We start from the raw sequence: 16,809 nt of genomic DNA, 5'->3' as shown, positions 1-16,809 counted from the left end.
CTTGGACCTTGCTCAGTCGTTCCCGGCAGGGGCGGCCTCTTCCTTCAGGTGTTCTTTCAGCTGCGCGTCAGCGAGTTCACGATGCGAAATCCGCCACAGCGCTCCAGCAATTCCAAGCATGAGGAATAAAAGGCTGGCCGCCATGGGGAAGGCAAAAGCATCAAAGAATCCAAAGGCCAGGGCGGCCGCCGCGATGGAGGCCAGTACTGATTGACTCATTTGACGCTGTTCATTATTGCTTGCCAGCCTGCGTGCCCGCCAGGCGCAGAACATTCCGGCAGACACCAATAGCAGGAAGGCGACAAGACCTGCTATGCCGAGCTCGACCAAAAGTCCAAGGTATTGGTTGTCAACGATGACGTACGCCGGGAGGAAGGTTCCGAACCCGCGGCCCAACACCAGTTGTTGGCTTGCCATTCCGAAGGCAGTGGAGTATCCATTCGTTCGTGAGCTGATGCTGGGGTCATTGGTGCCTACGGTAAAAAGGCCAAAGAGCGTCCCGATCATGCCGGGGGTAACTACGTATATGACTGCGACCAGTAACGCCGAAACAACCACAGCCCGTCGTCGGAGTTGTTTGGGCCACACCGGCAAAAGAATGAGGAAGGCCAAAGCCATACAGATCAGCGCGGCTCTTGAGACTGACAACATGGCAGCCACTGCAATCAGGCCCACCGGGATCCACCATAGGACTCGGCGCTTCGTGACGTCGTTGAGGGCGAGTGTGATGGCGATAGGTAGGGAGGCGGACAGTACTACTCCGTACTCGAGAGGGTGCATGGACATGCCTGCTGCCCGAACAAATCCGCCGCGGGAGTCGATGTTTGCCAGCTCGGAACTGACGCTGAGGCCCGGTATTCTGATCCATTCGATCAGTGACGATCCAGTGGCAAACTGGAGCAATCCCAGAGTTGCTGTCAATCCGCCTACAAGGGCGATCCGGCGGAGCACCTTCCTGACTCCTTCACGGGTAGTCAGGCCATCTGCTGCGATCAGCAGAATCCCGGCCCAGCCCGCCAACCTCAGCAAACCGGCGTCTGCAGGGCTGGCTTCGCTTTCGGGTAGTCCTCTCACCATTGCGTAGGCATAGCTGGCCAGGGCGACCATGAGGAACGCTGAGATGGCAATGCGTAAGGGGTGGAAGCTCTTGGTGAATGATTTGGTGCGTTGTAATTGGTGAAGAATCCACCATGCCAATCCCAGGAGCGCAAACAGCGTGTTCGGTCGGCCGACGGAACCCAGGGATGCGATGACCAGGTTCGATGGCAGTGCAAAGGTCAGCACCAAGTACACGGTGAGGAACATGGGGGCATCGGATTTCCGGGCCGCTCCTTGGGTACCTTCGCTGTGGAGCAAACCATTAACCCGGTACATGGGACTTTTCCTCTGCTTGCTGCACACGCGTAGTTTGCTTCTTTGGGGTCCTGCGTCGACGAGGCCGTGCGTCGATGATCACGGCGGCTAATGTTGAAAGCGTGGCTGCTATTCCTACCCAGAAGACGGCGCCCTTGACGCGGTTGATTTGGGTTCCTCCGCCGAAAACAATCTCCGGGCTTGACGGTGAAGTGAGCGTAGTTATCAGGTCCTGTTGGACCCCGGCCTCAGTTTGCAGGGCCAGTGATGCAGCGTTGATTTGGTCAATGACACCGTTTAGGACTTCCTTCACCTTTTGAGCACTGGAGTCAACGACTTGAACGGAGAGGACCGGCCATCGGAAGCTCTTGGCCCACTGACCACCACTGTTCAGTAGATTCACCGAGTAACCATGCCGTACACCGGCGCCATAGAGGGTTCCGCTTGACAGCGTGAGGTCCACCGAAGCCGAGTTGTAGTTCACGCGTCGTTCCACCATGGCTGCGAAATCGACCAGCGAGGCGTAGTCATCGCCGGGGATCCAATATGCGGGCTTTCGGTCCGGAGCCACAAAGGTGACTTCAGCCTTTGTCCAGTACACAGGTTCAGATGACCGGACGGCGCCCAGGGACGCGAGACCAACGACGATTCCGATGGCCAGGATGTACCAGCGCCTGGCCATGATGCCTAGGAGGACGGCTGCGGTCATGATTATCCCGGCCTGGACGAGCTGGGTACGACGGTGACTGTTTCACCTGCGAGGTAAGCCGGATCGTCGGCTTTGGGCCGACTACGTGCAGGGCGACCGAGGGATGATGGCTTGTGGACGTGGTGCGAGTTCAGGATGGGGACTGCAGGTTGATTGACTGTGCCGCTGGCAGAGGCACGCGACACGGTCTTTTGCCGACGGCGAGCCGGGTTTGGCGGCTTTGGTCCAGTGTGATTTGCGGGTCCTTGTGTACTCCTGCGACTCTTCCTTGTCAGAAGCAAGCCATCGAGCAGCACAGTGATGATGACGGTGAAGGCTGTCCCTCCGGCAGCAGTTACGAGGATGAGCTGAGTCCGCGCCTTGACCTCTGGAACAGCCTTGCTGTCCTCCAACAGGTTCATTGTGGAAATGCGGGATGCGTTAGGAACGTTGAGCACGTCTTGTAGTTCGGTTAGAGCCACCGGGGCCTGATTCATGACCGTGTCCAAGACCTTGAGTGCTTGGTCGGCGTCGTGTGAAGTGGCCGTGATAAGGAGGATGGCGCCGCTCGTTCCACGGTCGGCTTCAGCTGTGAACGTGGCTGCCCCGCTCTGCTCGCGGATGTTCTCCTTGAACTCTTCGGAGGACATCTTTCGCGTCAGGATGTCAAGAGCCTCGCTCATGCCGCCTAGCCCCAAATATGGATTGCCTGTCTCTCCAACGCTTTGGGTTGAGGGCAGCAGAACCAAACTTGCCTGGGCTTTGTAGTTGTCGGGAGTGCTCCGTTGAAGGACGAAACAGGTACCCGCGGTCAGGGCAAGCCCAAGCACAACAATGAACCATCGGCGTCCCAGGCTTTTCAATATCTTCTGTACCTGCATGTCCCGCACTTACCTCTCATTCGATGACTTAGGGTTGGACGGCCATTTGGCTCACGGCCCTGGCATGGTGCTTTTCCTACTTGCGACGGCCGTTTTGATCCGATCAATCCCTTGGCGTCCCAGCAGTGCAATGGTGACTGCCTTGGCAGTGCTTCGAATCAGCTCCCGTAGAACCCTCAGGGGCGACTCAAAAACGCGGTCCGCGATGATCGTCTGCAAGCCGGGGTTGGGAACATCCTCCAAAAGGCTGTGAAAGAGGCGCCGGTATGGCTCGGGGGCTACACGGCGACCGCGAATCCGGTTGCTCACATTGTGGTCATGTACCACCTGCAGCCATGCCGGTGAGCCATGGAGCGTCCTGACGTTCATGGAGTTTCCCAGCATGTTGTGCCATGCGGCCCAACATGTCACGGGTGTGGACCAGTTTGCGCTCACGGAGCAAAACGCGTTGTTGGGGTCGTGCCTGAGGAAAACGGAGCCATTTCCCTTAACAAGGCCGGAAGCAAGGTAGATGGCTGTGCTGCCCTCGCCGCCGGCAGCCTTTTGTAGTCGCTCAACGAAATCCACTGCCAAACCGTCGTCGTTATCCAGGTTGGTGGTGAGGAGCAGTTGGCGATCGCCTCGAACTGCTGCCCGAATGTCTTGGAGCAGTTCGGAAGGGCTGACAGCCGTCCTGAACAGGGGTAAAAAGGTCCGGTCCCGGTTCAGCTGCTGGATGCGATCCAGCAGCCATACCGGACTCTCCGGATCGAAGTAGATGATCCAGTGAAAGTCCTGGTTGGTTTGGGCTTTCACGGAGGGAAGGCAGTAGCGCTCGAAAAGCACCATTCGTTCTCTCAGCCACCCGTCCTGGGCCCTTACAAGGCTCTCGAAGCCTTGGGAGGGAAGGTTGAAACGCGTCAGGAAGACGTGATCAAGCGAATCGGCGGTTGTCCGGTTGTCATCGATCATGGTGTCCTCCTCGAACGGACTCAGCAACGGCGTCCGGGGGTATGTGTTGTCCGCAGAGGTCCCGGATGGTTGAAGCCCGCACTTCCCAGGAGTTTGCCTCCGCGACTCGCCGCATGTCGTCGCGTTGCTGTTGATCCGGATGATGGCCCAAGGCTCCCCTGACCAAATCCACGAACTCTGTGCGGTCACCGGCAACGAACAAAGCGCTGCACTCCAGCAAGCTGACTGATGGCAGGTCCGTTGCTACGACGGGCAGTCCCGCAGAAAGATATTCCAGCGTCTTAAGGGGGAAGCTGGACCTGTTGAATTCAGTGTTGGCATACGGAGTGATCCCTACCGATGCTGTCTCCAGGAGCCGGCGAACCTCTCTGGGCCGAACGTATCCACGCCAGTCCACATTTCCCCTGCTCAGGAAAGCATTGAGTCTTAGCTTGGCTGCGGGGTCGGACGCAGTCCGTGGGCCAAGGACCAGGATGTCGAGTTCGGAGTCGGCCAACGACTCGAGCACATCCAGGTCCAGGCGCTCATTGAGCTGCCCAACCAGGGCCGTGATGGGCCGCCGGCGATTATCGGTAGTGCGCCTGACGGGCGGCCGACAGCCGTTGGGAAGAACGCCCACGGGCCGCCCCGCGAAGCTGGACATCTTCGCAGCCAGTCCAGGCGAAACAGCAGTAACAACGTCTGCCGCCGCTAAGTTGCGTTCAAGTGAACGACGCAGGTAGCTCGACGGGAACCCAATGAGGTCAGCTGCGGCCAACCAGTCATCTGTCAGATGGAGCAACCGTGTCCCGGCAACATTCGCGGGAAATGCCACAACGGGTGAAGCGTTGATGACGGCCGCTGGCGGACGGCCGGAGAATCGGATGGCTTTTTCCATGCAGTGTGTTGAGATTGCATGAGTGATGGGTCGGCCAACACTGGAACTGAAAAGCGGGGGTGCTGGAAGCCGGAGACGCTTGAGGTGCGGGGTCAGGATTTCCGGAACGCCGCGGAGACTTCTCACCATGTACTTCCGTACATCCCCAAAACGGAAAACCGGCGCAGGCTGATCAACCCACAGCACAGGACCGGCTACCGCGAGCGATTCCACCAGAAGGCGGTCAGTGCCGGGCAGGCCATCCCACCGCCCCCCGGAGATATACATGATGGTTTCCATCAGACCCCCCTGGCGACGTGTAGCCCCGGCCCTGCAGCGTGGCTGGCAACAGGGCGTGCATTGAAGTCGTCCCGTGGCAGTCGTCGCAGCACGCGCTGAGAACGTCGTTTCCCCACATAGCCGGCGTATCGGCCTATGGCTGCCACTTCAGACGCCATGGTCGCAGCCAGGCCGGGGCGGGCAGCGGCAAAATCCTCGTAAAGGCGCACCTGACGTCGAGCAGCGGAGTCCAATGAGTACCTCTGCTCGACGACCTGCCGACCCAAGACCCCCAAATCGCGGCGAAGTTGCTCATCGTTCATGAGCGCTCGCAGGATGGCGAGTAAAGCGTTTTGTCCTTCGCCGCCTGAACCCGGACCGGATCCGTACCATCCTTGCCACAGGAAAGTAGGCAGGGAATCGGGTGTGAGAAGTTCCCAAAACCCGCGCTCACCTTGCACCACAAGGGGCTTCCCGAAGGACAGGCCGCGCAATGCTGAACCACCCATTCCCAACACCACATCCGCAGCAGCGTAGGCAGGCCGCGGATCCGCGAGCTCACCAGTGAGCGTCACCGTCTCCCGCCCGGTGGCTGCGTTGATAAGTGCAGCCCGGCTTGCGACTGCATCCGACGCCGGACCTGTTCCCGTGATGATCAGCCTCACCGGATGTTCAAGGGACAACAGCCGTACAGCATCCATGGCGCTCATAAGGCCCTCAAGCTTCAATTCCTGCGCCAGGCGTGAAACACAGACAACGGTCAGGGAACGATCAGCCAGTGCAAACTTCCGGGTAAATGCGTCCAAGCCCACCGTCGCGGACGCCTGGTTGGCGTGCGTGTCCACCGGCGGCTCCATGACGTGCACTTCTCCCCTCCCCCGGGAGGACTCCCAATGATGGATCTGCTCAGTACCCACCATGAGCGGCATGGACTTTGGAATGAACGGAGCCACGGCCATGGACATGACGGTGGCAACGGCCGTAGTCCCACGGACCACTTTGGAAGCAGCCAAGCACTCCAAGGCCGGCGGCCACTCGTATCCGTGAAGAACGTCCACACCGCGCTCGCGAACAGTGCGTACCAAGGCGCTGATGACAGTTGGCGAAGGACGCTTCCCGGGAAGTGGTGCGGGAACGTACTCCAATCCCAACTCGACAGCCGTTTGCGCCAGTGGACCAGGTTGCCCAAAGAGCAGGACATCGTGCCCCAAGCGCTGTACGGCTGCGCCCAATTCAATTGCATTCAGCTGGCTGCCGCCCAGGCGGAGGTCGTGTGGGTAAACGAGGATTCTCATGTCCAGGCCTCCTCAGGGCCCCGACCACGGCCCCAACGCCGGACGTCGGCAATGTCCCGCCTGCCGAACGCAAGCGTGAGGCCCATCGCAACAACGCCCACACCAGCAGAAAAGAGAACAGCCTCCATCGGTGACCGCACAGATTGGCTCAGCAGCGCGCAACCAATACCGGCAGCAACAGCCACCAAGAAGGGCCGGAAAAGTCGACCGGCCAACGCCCGCAGTGAAACGTTCGCCCGCTTCATGGCCCTGAGGTACATCGGTGAGGTCACCACAACAGCAACGGCCACCGGCGCTGCAGCCAGTCCAAACATGCCGCCATAAATGGCCCCAACAATCAGGGCGGGGACCAAAGCTGCGAGCGCCATCAGTTGGACCGTGAAAATCGGACCAGACAAACCAAGAATGACCAGGTAGTCATAAAAAAGCTCGTGAAGCACTCGCACGGCGGTCAGCGGAGCCAACCAAAAAAGGGCGAGGCCGGCCGGAGCCCAGGCATCGCCATAAACCAGCATGACCAGTGGGACAGCGCATCCCATCATTACCGCGCAGACCGGCAACAGTACTGCTCCAAGCGCCCCTGTCAGGGACAACAGCGCCGACTGCATGTCCCCCGGCCTGTCCTGCAACCTGGCAAAGGTAGCAGGTGCCACGCTCCGAAGGGGCGGAGACAACAAACTGGAAGGCCAACCAGCCATATTGAACGCCATGACATACAGGCCCAACGCGACAGGCCCCAGCATCTTTCCCGCAACGAGTTGATCAACGTAGCCAACCGCAAAGACCACCATACTGGCGCCGGCAAGGGGCAGCCCGAAGGCCAGCAATTGCCTGGCAACCTTCGACGAGAATCCGAAACGGTAGGGCAAGGGAGAATAGATGAGGAACAAGACGCCGGCTACCAAGCTGGCCAGGACCCGACCAACGGCAAGGCTCATGGCGCCCATTCCGGCGATCACCATGATCAACGAGGCGCCAGCCCCCAGCCATACATTGACTTGGTCAATGACCATGCGCTGGCCTTGACGGAAGTTCCGTTGCAGCAGGGCTGCAGGGGTGGCCACCAAGCCGTTCAGCACGATGCAGACCGCCATTACACGGACCACATCCGTGGCTGCTTCATTTCCCATGGCGGCCGCGAAGTAGGGTGCAGCTGCATAGGAAACGGCGAAGAGCAGGACACTGCATGTTGCCGAAATAGTGGTAACGGTTGCCGCTATGGCCTTCGGGTCACCCGGCCAGCGAACGATCGCGAGGCTGACCCCCAATTCATTGAAGCTCAGGACCGCAACCAAAGCTACAAACGCTACGGCGTAGGTTCCGAATTCTTCGGGACCCAGCAGGCGTGCCAGCGCGATGCCGATTCCGATCGTGCCCAGCTTCGTGATGAAAGCGTTGACCACGCTGATCACGAATGCCCTGGTGGGCGTTGGTGTCCGCCGGGGAGTGACCGGGCTCCGAAGTGTCACAGGACGCCCTCCAGCTCCGGAGTATTTCCCCGCCGGATCACCCTGGCCGGTACACCGGCCCAGGTTTCGTCCTCGGGAACATCGGCAAGGACAGCGGCACCCATGCCGATCATCGCTTTCGCACCGATGGTCAGGCGCTCGCGGACACTGGCATTCATGCCGATGTAGGCGGCCCGGCCTACGTGGACGTTGCCGCCGAGGGACACCCCGGAGGCCAGGGTGGCGTAATCGCCGATGACGTCATCATGTGTGAACGTGACCCCTGGCATTGCGACCACGTGGTCGCCGATGGTCACCGAAGCTGTCATGCTCACGTGGGCGAGGAGGATACTTCCGCGGCCAATCATGCACCCCTCTGGAACGCGCACTGAAGGATCGATCGCAGTAGCGTAGCGGTCTTCGGCTAGTCCCAGGGCGCGGAGTCGCATCACCACGCTTTCGCGGCCACTGCCGGATCCAATGCAGATCAACAGCAGGGCATGGGGGTAGTTCATAGCTTCCCGGACGGGACCGAGGACATGTGCTCCGTCCACCACGCGACCTAGTTTGTCTTCATCGTCGTCGAGGATCCCAATGACGTCGAAGGGCCCGCTGCTGCGGACCATGGCAAGGACCTCCCGGGCGAGGCCGCTTGCCGCGATGAGGAGTAGCTCGCTCATGGCTGACCCGCGGCTCGTAACACGGAGTCGATGACGCGGACTTGGTCGCTCAGTGCCAGTTGGTGGAAGAGGGGCAGTATCAGCGTGTGATCCGTCAACCACTCCGTTGCCTCCAGCCCGGCAGAGCCTGTGTCCGCTCCTGCGTACGCCGGCTGCCGGTGCGCTGCCATGATCCCGCGACGGGCAGAAATGCCATCCGCTGCCAAACGTGCCATGAGAGCGTCCCGTCCCAACGGGAACGCCGGGCCGACCTCCAACCAACATGACTGGAAGTTGTTCAGGCCATACCCCGGATCGCTTACCAGGCGCAGGCCTTCCACTCCGGCAAAGGCGTGGGCGTAGCCAGCGGCGAGTTCGCGCCGCCGCTGGACTACGGCATTGAGGCGGCCAAGTTGGACGAGCCCGACGGCGGCCTGAAGGTCCGTCATGCGGTAGTTGAACCCGACCTCGAGGTACTCCTCCGCGGGGGCGAGCAAACTGGCGTGCCGCTCAGCAGCCGAAACGCTCATGGCATGTTCGCGGAGGCGCCGAGCCCTGTCGGCGAAGTCCTGACGCGAAGTTGTGATCATGCCGCCCTCACCGGTCGTGAGGATCTTGCGCGGGTGGAAGGACCAAGCAGCCAACTCGGCGTTTGAACCTACGGGCTGTCCGCGGTATCCGGACCCAATTGCACACGCGGCGTCTTCCACCACGATGATTCCGAGGGGATCACACAGCGCCCGGATGGGTTCCAGGTCAACCGGGACTCCGCCTTGGTCAACGGCGATGACCGCTGTAGTAGCGGGAGTCAGGGCTGCTTTGATGGTTTCTGCAGTAACGCAGCCCGTGAAGATATCGACGTCGGCGAACACCGGCCGCGCGCCTACGTATGTTGCGGCGTTGGCAGTAGCAATAAAGGAGAACGATGGCACCACCACGTCATCACCGGCTGCGACGCCAGCCACGGCGAGGGCCAAGTGGAGTGCAGAGGTGCAGCTCGACGTTGCGACCGCGAATCCAGCATGTTGCACGGCCGCGAAGGCGTCCTCGAATTGCCGAACCTTGGGACCCTGGGCTACCCAACCGGAGGCAATGACCTCTGCGACAGCCTGGGCTTCTTCTTCGCCGAGCCACGGCTTCATGACGTCAATGCGGCCCAAGCGGGTTTCGGAGATGGTCATCGCGCACCGACTGTCGGTGCGGGGCGATTTACGGTGCGGGCTGCAGCAATCTCCGCACGAAGCGGACGCCACCATGAGACCAGCGAACGCAAGCCGTCTTCCAGTCCAACTGCTGCCTCAAAGCCCAGGTCTTCCCGCGCTGCCGTGACGTCGGCAAGGCGTCGGGCAACTCCGTTGACGGCACGTTCCGGACCATGTTCCAGGTGGAGGGGTGAACCCATGACCTTAAGCAGTGTTTGTGCCAGTTCCGCCAGGCTGGTCTCCGTACCGCTGGCCACGTTATAGATGCCCTCGCGTACATCGCTGATGGCAGCAAGGACATTGGCCCGGGCGACGTCCGCGGTGTGGATGAAGTCCATGGTTTGCTGCCCGCTGCCAAAAATCAGTGGGGGGTGGCCATCCACTATGCGCTCCATCCAACGCACCAGGACTTCGGTGTATAGCCCATGCACGTCCATGCGGGGTCCATAAACGTTGAAGTACCTTAGGAGGACGTAGTCCAGGCCTGACATTGCGCGAAAGCTCCTCGCCATTCCTTCGTTGAAGGACTTCGCCGCACCGTAAAAGGTGTCGTTATTGTGGTGGTGGTGGCTTTCCTTAGTGGGAAATTCCTCGGCCATGCCGTAAACGGAGGCACTTGAGGCTGAGATGAGTCGGTCCACTTTGTGCGCCGCAGCTGCCTCGTAAACGTTGAAGGTCCCATCTACCAATACTTCGAGGGCCAGCCGTGGTTCTTCCGCGCACTGGGTGATGCGGATGGCGGCTTGGTGGAAAACCAGGTCCTTTCCCTGGGTGAGGTCGTTGACGAGGTCGCGATCACGTAGGTCGCCTTCGATCAGCCGTACCCTCTCAGTGGAGAGAGCTTCGTCGAGGTTTGCGCGGCGGCCGCGGACGAGGTTGTCCAGCACGTCTACTTGCGCCGCACCGGCGTCGAGCAGTTGGTCAACCAGCGTCGAACCGATGGTTCCGGCGCCTCCGGTGACCAGGACACTGGCCCCAAGCAGCTTCTTCACCGCACAACCTGGAGAGAGACTTCATTCCCGGCAACGATTGTTGATTGACCGTCAGTGCTGAGGCTTTGCGTGACTGCTTCGAGAACGGACAAGACGCGCAGCCCGGATTCGCCGCTGGTCCGTGGCATAGTCCGGTTGCGGATGGAAGAGGCAAGTTCGCCCACCACTTGGCCCAGGGGTTCGCGTTCCTGCAGTGCCGGGGACCACGTGTCGCCCAGACGGTAGGAGATGGCGGAGGCCCGTTTGTCAGCTGCAGATCTGGGCTGATGTTCCAGGCTGACCCCGCGGTCGTACACGCTGAGGCGCTGCTGGGGATTGAGGTCGTCCCACACCAAGGTCCTCTTTGACCCCCCGATGATCATTTGCCGGATCTTGGTGGGGCTGAGCCAATTCACGTGGATATGGACCATGGCGTCGTTGGGCAGGCCGAAGGTGAGGTGCCCGACGCAGTCCCTGCCGGTTCCCAGGGGGTCAGCACCATGAGCGGAAATTTCCGTGGGATGCAGGCCACCGGGCAGGACGAAGTCCAAGATGGAAAGGTCATGCGGCGCCAGGTCCCAGAAGACATTAACGTCAGGTTGGACGAGTCCGAGATTGATGCGGACGGAATCTACATACAAAATATCGCCCAGGGCGCCGCTGGCTACCAGTTCCTGAATCTTGAGGACAGCTGGTGTGAAGCAGTAGGTGTGGTCTGCCATGAGGACCAATCCCCTGGCCTTCGCTTCTTCCACCATCTCCAGGCCCTTGGCGCGGCTGTCAGCCAACGGCTTCTCCACCAAAACATGTTTACCTGCGCGAAGGGCCGTCATCACCACTCCGTGGTGGGTATGTGCCGGGGTAGCAACTGCAACGGCGTCCAGGTTGTACGTGTCGAGCAGCTCGTCCAAGGATTCGACGACGGCCACTCCGCCCACCGTCTCCGCGAGCCTTAGCCCTCGTTCTACGTCGAGGTCGCAGATGGCAACGAGATCCCAGTCAGGGCTGGCTTTGAGGTTCCGGGCAAGATTGGGGCCCCAGTATCCTGCCCCGATTACGGCAATGCGGAGCTTGGGCTGTGGGCCGTGGCCGTTTAGTTGTCCTGATGGAATGGTTCGTATACTCATTTCCCACTCTGCTTCTGTGTTGACAGCGCGATTCGCTTGGTTTGTTGCAGTTGATGGCTAATAGGCCCCGGAAGGTTGAATCATTGCCCTGAACGTCCGCCACATGATCATCAGGTCTCCGGCTATGGACCAGTTCTCCACGTAGTAGAGGTCCAGCCGTACTGCCTCGTCCCATGGCAGGTCCGATCGCCCGTTGATTTGCCATAGGCCCGTAATGCCGGGCTTGATGAGCAGCCGACGATGCGTATGGCGTTCGTATCCGCTGACTTCCCGCGCCAACGGCGGCCGCGGCCCTACCAGGCTCATGTTGCCTACAAGGACATTCCAGAACTGGGGCAATTCATCGAGGGAGTACTTACGCATCCACCGGCCGCACCTGGTAACACGGGGGTCGCCGCGGATCTTGAAGAGGACGCCCGCGCCCTCATCCTGGGTGCTGAGTTCCTCCAAACGGGTTTCGGCGTCCACCACCATGGAACGGAACTTCAGCATGTGGAAGGTAGTGCCCCTCCTGCCGACCCGTTCCTGGCGAAAAAGTACGGGTCCGGGGCTGTCCTGGTGAACTATGGCTGCCAGGAGCAGCAGGATCGGTGAAAGGACGAGCAAAGCCGACGCTGAGACCGTAATGTCCATCAAACGCTTGAGCGTGTGCTTGCCCCCGGAGTAGTGCGGGATGTCAACGTGCATCAGGGGAAGTCCCTCGACCGGCCGCCAGTGGATTCGCGGACCCGCCACGTTCGTTAGTGCCGCAGCGAGGACAAGTTCCGCGGAATTTTCCTCCAGCCGCCACCCGAGCTCCTGGATGAACTGGTTTCCACCGGGCACGGGGCCGGCCACAATCACTGCGTTGGCGCCTGTTTGCCGGACGGTGTGGGCGATCCCGTAGATCGAAGAAAGGACAGGGACGCGGAGGTGGTCCACCTTCAGGACCGCCCCCCGGCGTGCCCCTGGAAGGCATGCTCCGAGGATGTCGTACGCCGTGCCGGACTTTCGGTTGATCTGCTTGATGACGTACCGGACGTCTTGGGGTTCACCTACAACGATCGCGCGGGAGAGGCAGCGGCCGCGGGACTTTTCGTGGCTCAGCCACCGACGGAAACTCCACCTGCTGCCGGTGAGCGCCACCAGGCCAAGCGGCAAGGAGACGAGTACAAATGAGCTGACGGCATCAAGCCGGAAAACCACGGCAACGATGCCCAGGAAGCCGAAGACACGAAAACTTGCAGACAGGACGCGCTTGTACTCCTCGGGACCTACGCCCAGGACTTTGGGGTCGCGGGTGCGGTAGATCTCCAATGAACCCAACCAAACCAGTCCAAGAATCAGTCCCGTCACCAGATGGCGTGTGTAGGCAGGACTCTCCGCAGCCAGAGTCAGGCCTTCGGTGTTCAGAACGAAGCCGGCGAACACTGCGGCAGCAACGAGGGCCGTGTCCGTCATGCGAAGACTGTTGGTCAGCGAATGCGCCCAATCGGTCCTGCCCCGGCGGGGGAACGTGATCCGTGGGGTCCTGCGGGTGACTGGCGGCACGAAGTCCAGGGTGACCTCGGAGCTCGGCGCCGCCAGTCCCGCCTTCTCAGTCCGTTGTGCAGCAACGGACTTGTCAATCCAGGGAGACACCGGCGGATTGACGTTGGCGATGGCTGTTTTTGCGGGAAAGACTGAACCCGCCACGGCATGGTCCGCACCCGTGGGTGCCGCTACCTTGCCCGTACGCAAGACTGGAACTTTCACCATGTCAGCCTTCTTTGCAGACCTGCCATTGCCTACCTATCAGTGAAGCGGCGGCTGTCAGGAGGCGCACCAGTAGTCTGTACTCAAGTTTGCGCAGGTTTACCCATCACACCTACGTGCGAGTACCTAGCCGGCGACGGCGGCACTACGTGCTTTCGTGCCGTATAGGAGCACAATAACCGCGGAATTCCGGGCTGAAACCAGCACAAAAGTGCCGTGAGGGGACACAAAAAAACCGGCCACCCCGAGGTGGCCGGTTCATCCAAGCGGTTAGTCCTCTACGATTTCCATGTCTTCGTCCAGGACTTCCTCGTCTTCTTCATCTTCGTCGTCAAAGACTTGGAGCGGAGTAACCTCGGAGTAAGCCTCGTACAGCGCGTCCTCATAAACTTCGAAGGCATCGGCGACGGCGAAAAAAGCCGCTTCGACGTTGGGGTCACCTTCGCCCCTACGCGCTGATGCGGCAGCCAGATGTTCTTCCAGGGCGGCGGTCAGTGATTGAAGCGCGACACGCGGATCGATGCTCATGACTTCACGTTAGCCGGAAAAGGACGAAAATGGAGAGGGATGAGAGAACAATTTCCGGGCAGCTCCGTTGAGCGCCAACGAGACTACGCACGTCAGTACGAATACCTCGTACTGACGGTGGGACCTGACGATTCACTGCCGGAAGCCCGACGCCGACTCGCCGAGCATTCCGAATACGGCAAGTGGGAGCTTGAGCGCAGCGTGCTCTACCTCGGAGGCGGGCGCCGCTTCTGGTTGCGCCGCAAAGTCTATTCCGTGCAGCGAACCGTCTGAGCACAGCGGCTGCACCCTTCCACGTGTTATCGCCAGTCTTCCAACGGACCCAACCATGCGTTCGCCACAGTGTTATGGGCGGACTCATCGTTGGAAGGATGGAAGATGCCTGCCAGGACATCCCTGTAGAGCCGCTCCATCTCAGAGCCGCGGAAGTAACTGGATCCGCCCGTGACACGGATCGCCAAGTCCACTACATGGCGTGCATTCTCCGTAGCCCGGGATTTTAGTCCCACCAGTTTGGGGAACCACTGGGCTCCGTGGTCCACCAGGTTATCCACATCCCGGGCCAGGGAAGAGATCTGAGGCGCGATTCCGTCCATGGCCAAGGCAGCCTCAGCCACCTTCCAACGGATATCAGGGTCCTGGGCGTAACTCCGACCACCGTGTTTGGCTGAAACCCGACGCTTGGCGTTCGCCACGCCAAGGGTGAATGCACGCTCGGCAACGCCCGTGTAAACAGCCGCGAGCAACGTCTCGAAACACGCGAAGATCGCGAAGATCAACAGGTCCTTGTTGGGTCCCACGGGGAGCTTGCGAAAGATCCTTTCCGGTGGAATCACGGCTCCGTGCAGGAGGGTGCTGTTGGAGGCACTGGCACGCATACCCAGGGTGTCCCAGTCGCTCAGGGTTTCATGCCCGGGTTCATCGCGGCGGAGAAAGCCAAAGACGAGTTCACCTTCACCATCCCTGGCGTCGGCATCCTTGCCGAACGTTCCCAGCCGGGTCCAGCCGCGGGAAAGGCTTGTGAAGATCTTCCGGCCAGTGAACCGGTAGCTCCCGTCAGGCAGCGGCTCGGCAACCGTGCCGGAATCGAACAGCATGGAGTCATTCCCGGCTTCGGATATGCCGAAAGCAAAGACCTCACCCTGTCCCGCATCTTTCAACACGAAATCCAGGGAATTGTCGCCTCGGGCCGCCAAGACCTGCGCGACGCCGGTCCAGACCAAGTGCATATTCACCGCCAGCGCCGTGGCCGGGGCGGCCGTGGCGAGGCGCTGCTGCAGCGCAGCCACCGATTCGAGCCCGAGCCCGAAACCGCCGTCGGCCTCCGGCACGAACAGCTTCAGGTAACCGGCGTCTGCGAGTTCTTCCAGGTCCTCATGGAAGAACTGGTTGTTCTGGTCGTAACCTGCGGCGCGGCCACGCAGCCGTTCAAGGAGTTGGTCGGGAAGGATTTCTTCGGGAGTCATGGCGCTCCTTCTGTGCTGGCTTTAGTAGTGGTCCCTGAGGCTTTTAGTAGTTGCTGAGCAGGGTGTTCAGGACGCGGGCGCCGAACTGGAGGGATTCGGCCGGCACGCGCTCATCGACGCCGTGGAACATCCCCGTGAAGTCGAGTTCGTCGGGCAGCATCAGCGGAGCGAAACCATATCCGGTGATGCCGATCTTGCTCAACGACTTATTGTCCGTGCCCCCGGAGAGCGTATAGGGCAGGACCTTGGCGCCCGGGTCCTCGGAGTGCAGGGCATCGATCATGGAGTCCACCAGGTTCCCTGCAAAGGGCACCTCCAAGGAAACATCCTTGTTGACGTAGCTGATCTCGATGCCGTCTCCGGCGAGTTCCTTGATGGTCTCGAACACCAGTTCCTGCTGCCCCGGCAGTGTGCGGCAGTCAACGAATGCCTCGGCCGACTCGGGAATGACGTTGTGCTTGTAGCCGGAGCGCAGGAACGTGGGGTTGGATGTGTTCTGAAGGGTGGCGCCGACGAACCGTGCCACAGTACCAAGTTCCTTGAGGAGGATGTCCGGGTTGTCGGCGTCGAACTCGACGCCGGTGAGTTCGGTAACACCGTCAAGGAACTGTCGCGTGGTTGGCGTCAATTCCACGGGCCACTTGTGTTCGCCGATCCTGGTCACAGCAGCGGCAAGCCGGGTGACGGCGTTGTCAGTATTGATCTGGGAGCCATGACCGGCCCGGCCGTGCGCTACCAGCCGCAACCATGACAAGCCCTTCTCGGCAGTCTGCAGCAGGTAGGTACGTTGTCCGCCAATAGTGGCGGAGAATCCGCCGACTTCCGAGATCGCCTCAGTGGCGCCGTCGAAAAGTTCGCGTCGGTGCTCGACGGCGTACCTGGCACCGTAGGTGCCCCCGGCCTCTTCATCTGCGAAGAAAGCGAAGATGATGTCGCGTTTGGGCTTTCGTCCCGTCCTTGCAAAGTTACGCATGACTGAAAGGATCATGGCGTCCATGTCCTTCATGTCCACGGCGCCGCGACCCCAGACCAAGCCGTCTTTGAGTTCCCCGCTGAACGGGTCAACACTCCATTGGTCCTTGAGGGCAGGGACAACGTCCAAGTGCCCATGTACTACCAGGGCGTCCGCCGAGGGGTCTTCGCCGGTCATGCGGGTTACCACGTTGGCGCGGCCAGGGGCGGACTCGAAGATCTCTGCTTCAAGTCCGACTTCGCTGATCAGCCCTGCCGTGTACTCGGCTGCCGCGCGCTCCCCCGGACCCGAGTCGTCTCCAAAGTTGGACGAATCGATGCGGATGAGCTCCTGGCAGATCCGGACAACTTCGTCTTCGGGGCGGATGACAGACATGGAAACTCTCCTTGCGTGGCTGG

General features: G+C 60.6%; 16 protein-coding genes. 1 reads left to right on the top strand and 15 read right to left on the bottom strand.

Annotated features, from left to right (window positions below; all coding sequences use genetic code 11):
- Window positions 1-12: 12 nt before the first annotated feature.
- The 13 genes from A477_RS0121625 to A477_RS0121565 all read right to left on the bottom strand — a co-directional run bounded on the left by A477_RS0121625 (window position 13) and on the right by A477_RS0121565 (window position 13,972).
- The gene (locus A477_RS0121625; RefSeq protein ID WP_017200936.1) at window positions 13-1,374 is read right to left on the bottom strand and encodes an O-antigen ligase family protein; all 1,362 of its coding nucleotides are present in this window, start codon (window positions 1,372-1,374) and stop codon (window positions 13-15) included.
- Window positions 1,361-2,062, bottom strand: coding sequence for a hypothetical protein (locus tag A477_RS0121620; RefSeq protein WP_017200935.1), 702 nt, complete (start codon window positions 2,060-2,062; stop codon window positions 1,361-1,363). Before A477_RS0121620 ends, A477_RS0121625 begins: the two co-directional genes overlap by 14 nt.
- A 2-nt stretch (window positions 2,063-2,064) precedes the next feature.
- On the bottom strand, window positions 2,065-2,724 hold the full coding sequence (locus A477_RS0121615; RefSeq protein ID WP_237715857.1) for a hypothetical protein: 660 nt from the start codon (window positions 2,722-2,724) through the stop codon (window positions 2,065-2,067).
- A 249-nt stretch (window positions 2,725-2,973) separates the two neighbouring features.
- Window positions 2,974-3,873 (bottom strand): glycosyltransferase, encoded by a 900-nt coding sequence (locus A477_RS0121610; RefSeq protein WP_017200933.1) that lies wholly within the window; start codon window positions 3,871-3,873, stop codon window positions 2,974-2,976.
- Window positions 3,863-5,029 carry a glycosyltransferase gene (locus A477_RS0121605; protein WP_017200932.1) on the bottom strand — a complete coding sequence of 389 codons (1,167 nt, stop codon included), beginning with the start codon at window positions 5,027-5,029 and terminating at the stop codon, window positions 3,863-3,865. The genes A477_RS0121610 and A477_RS0121605 overlap by 11 nt, the downstream gene beginning before the upstream one ends.
- Window positions 5,029-6,303: a glycosyltransferase gene (locus A477_RS0121600; RefSeq protein WP_017200931.1), complete on the bottom strand. Its 1,275-nt coding sequence runs from the start codon at window positions 6,301-6,303 to the stop codon at window positions 5,029-5,031. Before A477_RS0121600 ends, A477_RS0121605 begins: the two co-directional genes overlap by 1 nt.
- Window positions 6,300-7,772: an oligosaccharide flippase family protein gene (locus A477_RS0121595; RefSeq protein WP_017200930.1), complete on the bottom strand. Its 1,473-nt coding sequence runs from the start codon at window positions 7,770-7,772 to the stop codon at window positions 6,300-6,302. The genes A477_RS0121600 and A477_RS0121595 overlap by 4 nt, the downstream gene beginning before the upstream one ends.
- Window positions 7,769-8,431 (bottom strand): acetyltransferase, encoded by a 663-nt coding sequence (locus A477_RS0121590; RefSeq protein WP_017200929.1) that lies wholly within the window; start codon window positions 8,429-8,431, stop codon window positions 7,769-7,771. Before A477_RS0121590 ends, A477_RS0121595 begins: the two co-directional genes overlap by 4 nt.
- Window positions 8,428-9,591, bottom strand: coding sequence for a DegT/DnrJ/EryC1/StrS family aminotransferase (locus tag A477_RS0121585; protein WP_017200928.1), 1,164 nt, complete (start codon window positions 9,589-9,591; stop codon window positions 8,428-8,430). The genes A477_RS0121590 and A477_RS0121585 overlap by 4 nt, the downstream gene beginning before the upstream one ends.
- Window positions 9,588-10,604 (bottom strand): NAD-dependent epimerase/dehydratase family protein, encoded by a 1,017-nt coding sequence (locus A477_RS0121580; RefSeq protein WP_017200927.1) that lies wholly within the window; start codon window positions 10,602-10,604, stop codon window positions 9,588-9,590. The genes A477_RS0121585 and A477_RS0121580 overlap by 4 nt, the downstream gene beginning before the upstream one ends.
- On the bottom strand, window positions 10,601-11,710 hold the full coding sequence (locus A477_RS0121575; protein ID WP_017200926.1) for a Gfo/Idh/MocA family protein: 1,110 nt from the start codon (window positions 11,708-11,710) through the stop codon (window positions 10,601-10,603). Before A477_RS0121575 ends, A477_RS0121580 begins: the two co-directional genes overlap by 4 nt.
- A gap of 57 nt (window positions 11,711-11,767) precedes the next feature.
- Window positions 11,768-13,447 carry a sugar transferase gene (locus A477_RS0121570; RefSeq protein WP_017200925.1) on the bottom strand — a complete coding sequence of 560 codons (1,680 nt, stop codon included), beginning with the start codon at window positions 13,445-13,447 and terminating at the stop codon, window positions 11,768-11,770.
- Window positions 13,448-13,714: 267 nt separating this feature from the next.
- The gene (locus tag A477_RS0121565; RefSeq protein ID WP_017200924.1) at window positions 13,715-13,972 is read right to left on the bottom strand and encodes a hypothetical protein; all 258 of its coding nucleotides are present in this window, start codon (window positions 13,970-13,972) and stop codon (window positions 13,715-13,717) included.
- Window positions 13,973-14,011: 39 nt separating this feature from the next.
- Between A477_RS0121565 and A477_RS0121560 the strand changes: the two genes are divergently transcribed.
- Window positions 14,012-14,245, top strand: a complete 234-nt coding sequence (locus A477_RS0121560; RefSeq protein WP_017200923.1) for a DUF5703 family protein — start codon at window positions 14,012-14,014, stop codon at window positions 14,243-14,245.
- Window positions 14,246-14,271: 26 nt separating this feature from the next.
- Here A477_RS0121560 and A477_RS0121555 read toward each other — a convergent pair whose 3' ends face one another.
- Window positions 14,272-15,438: an acyl-CoA dehydrogenase family protein gene (locus A477_RS0121555; protein WP_017200922.1), complete on the bottom strand. Its 1,167-nt coding sequence runs from the start codon at window positions 15,436-15,438 to the stop codon at window positions 14,272-14,274.
- 43 nt (window positions 15,439-15,481) lie between these two features.
- On the bottom strand, window positions 15,482-16,786 hold the full coding sequence (locus tag A477_RS0121550; protein ID WP_026005836.1) for a M20/M25/M40 family metallo-hydrolase: 1,305 nt from the start codon (window positions 16,784-16,786) through the stop codon (window positions 15,482-15,484).
- Window positions 16,787-16,809: the final 23 nt, after the last annotated feature.

This window comes from Arthrobacter sp. M2012083 (assembly GCF_000281065.1).
In the GTDB taxonomy this organism is placed as follows: domain Bacteria; phylum Actinomycetota; class Actinomycetes; order Actinomycetales; family Micrococcaceae; genus Arthrobacter.
This window is presented reverse-complemented; position numbering and strand designations above follow the sequence as displayed.

Excerpts from the sequence above, each read along its gene's own strand:
- A477_RS0121625 (WP_017200936.1), bottom strand. The coding sequence starts at position 1,374 with ATGTACCGGGTTAATGGTTTGCTCCACAGCGAAGGTACCCAAGGAGCG.
- A477_RS0121585 (WP_017200928.1), bottom strand. The coding sequence starts at position 9,591 with ATGACCATCTCCGAAACCCGCTTGGGCCGCATTGACGTCATGAAGCCG.
- A477_RS0121590 (WP_017200929.1), bottom strand. The coding sequence starts at position 8,431 with ATGAGCGAGCTACTCCTCATCGCGGCAAGCGGCCTCGCCCGGGAGGTC.
- A477_RS0121565 (WP_017200924.1), bottom strand. The coding sequence starts at position 13,972 with ATGAGCATCGATCCGCGTGTCGCGCTTCAATCACTGACCGCCGCCCTG.
- A477_RS0121550 (WP_026005836.1), bottom strand. The coding sequence starts at position 16,786 with ATGTCTGTCATCCGCCCCGAAGACGAAGTTGTCCGGATCTGCCAGGAG.
- A477_RS0121555 (WP_017200922.1), bottom strand. The coding sequence starts at position 15,438 with ATGACTCCCGAAGAAATCCTTCCCGACCAACTCCTTGAACGGCTGCGT.
- A477_RS0121560 (WP_017200923.1), top strand. The coding sequence starts at position 14,012 with ATGAGAGAACAATTTCCGGGCAGCTCCGTTGAGCGCCAACGAGACTAC.
- A477_RS0121575 (WP_017200926.1), bottom strand. The coding sequence starts at position 11,710 with ATGAGTATACGAACCATTCCATCAGGACAACTAAACGGCCACGGCCCA.
- A477_RS0121610 (WP_017200933.1), bottom strand. The coding sequence starts at position 3,873 with ATGATCGATGACAACCGGACAACCGCCGATTCGCTTGATCACGTCTTC.
- A477_RS0121605 (WP_017200932.1), bottom strand. The coding sequence starts at position 5,029 with ATGGAAACCATCATGTATATCTCCGGGGGGCGGTGGGATGGCCTGCCC.
- A477_RS0121615 (WP_237715857.1), bottom strand. The coding sequence starts at position 2,724 with ATGAGCGAGGCTCTTGACATCCTGACGCGAAAGATGTCCTCCGAAGAG.
- A477_RS0121620 (WP_017200935.1), bottom strand. The coding sequence starts at position 2,062 with ATGACCGCAGCCGTCCTCCTAGGCATCATGGCCAGGCGCTGGTACATC.
- A477_RS0121600 (WP_017200931.1), bottom strand. The coding sequence starts at position 6,303 with ATGAGAATCCTCGTTTACCCACACGACCTCCGCCTGGGCGGCAGCCAG.
- A477_RS0121570 (WP_017200925.1), bottom strand. The coding sequence starts at position 13,447 with ATGGTGAAAGTTCCAGTCTTGCGTACGGGCAAGGTAGCGGCACCCACG.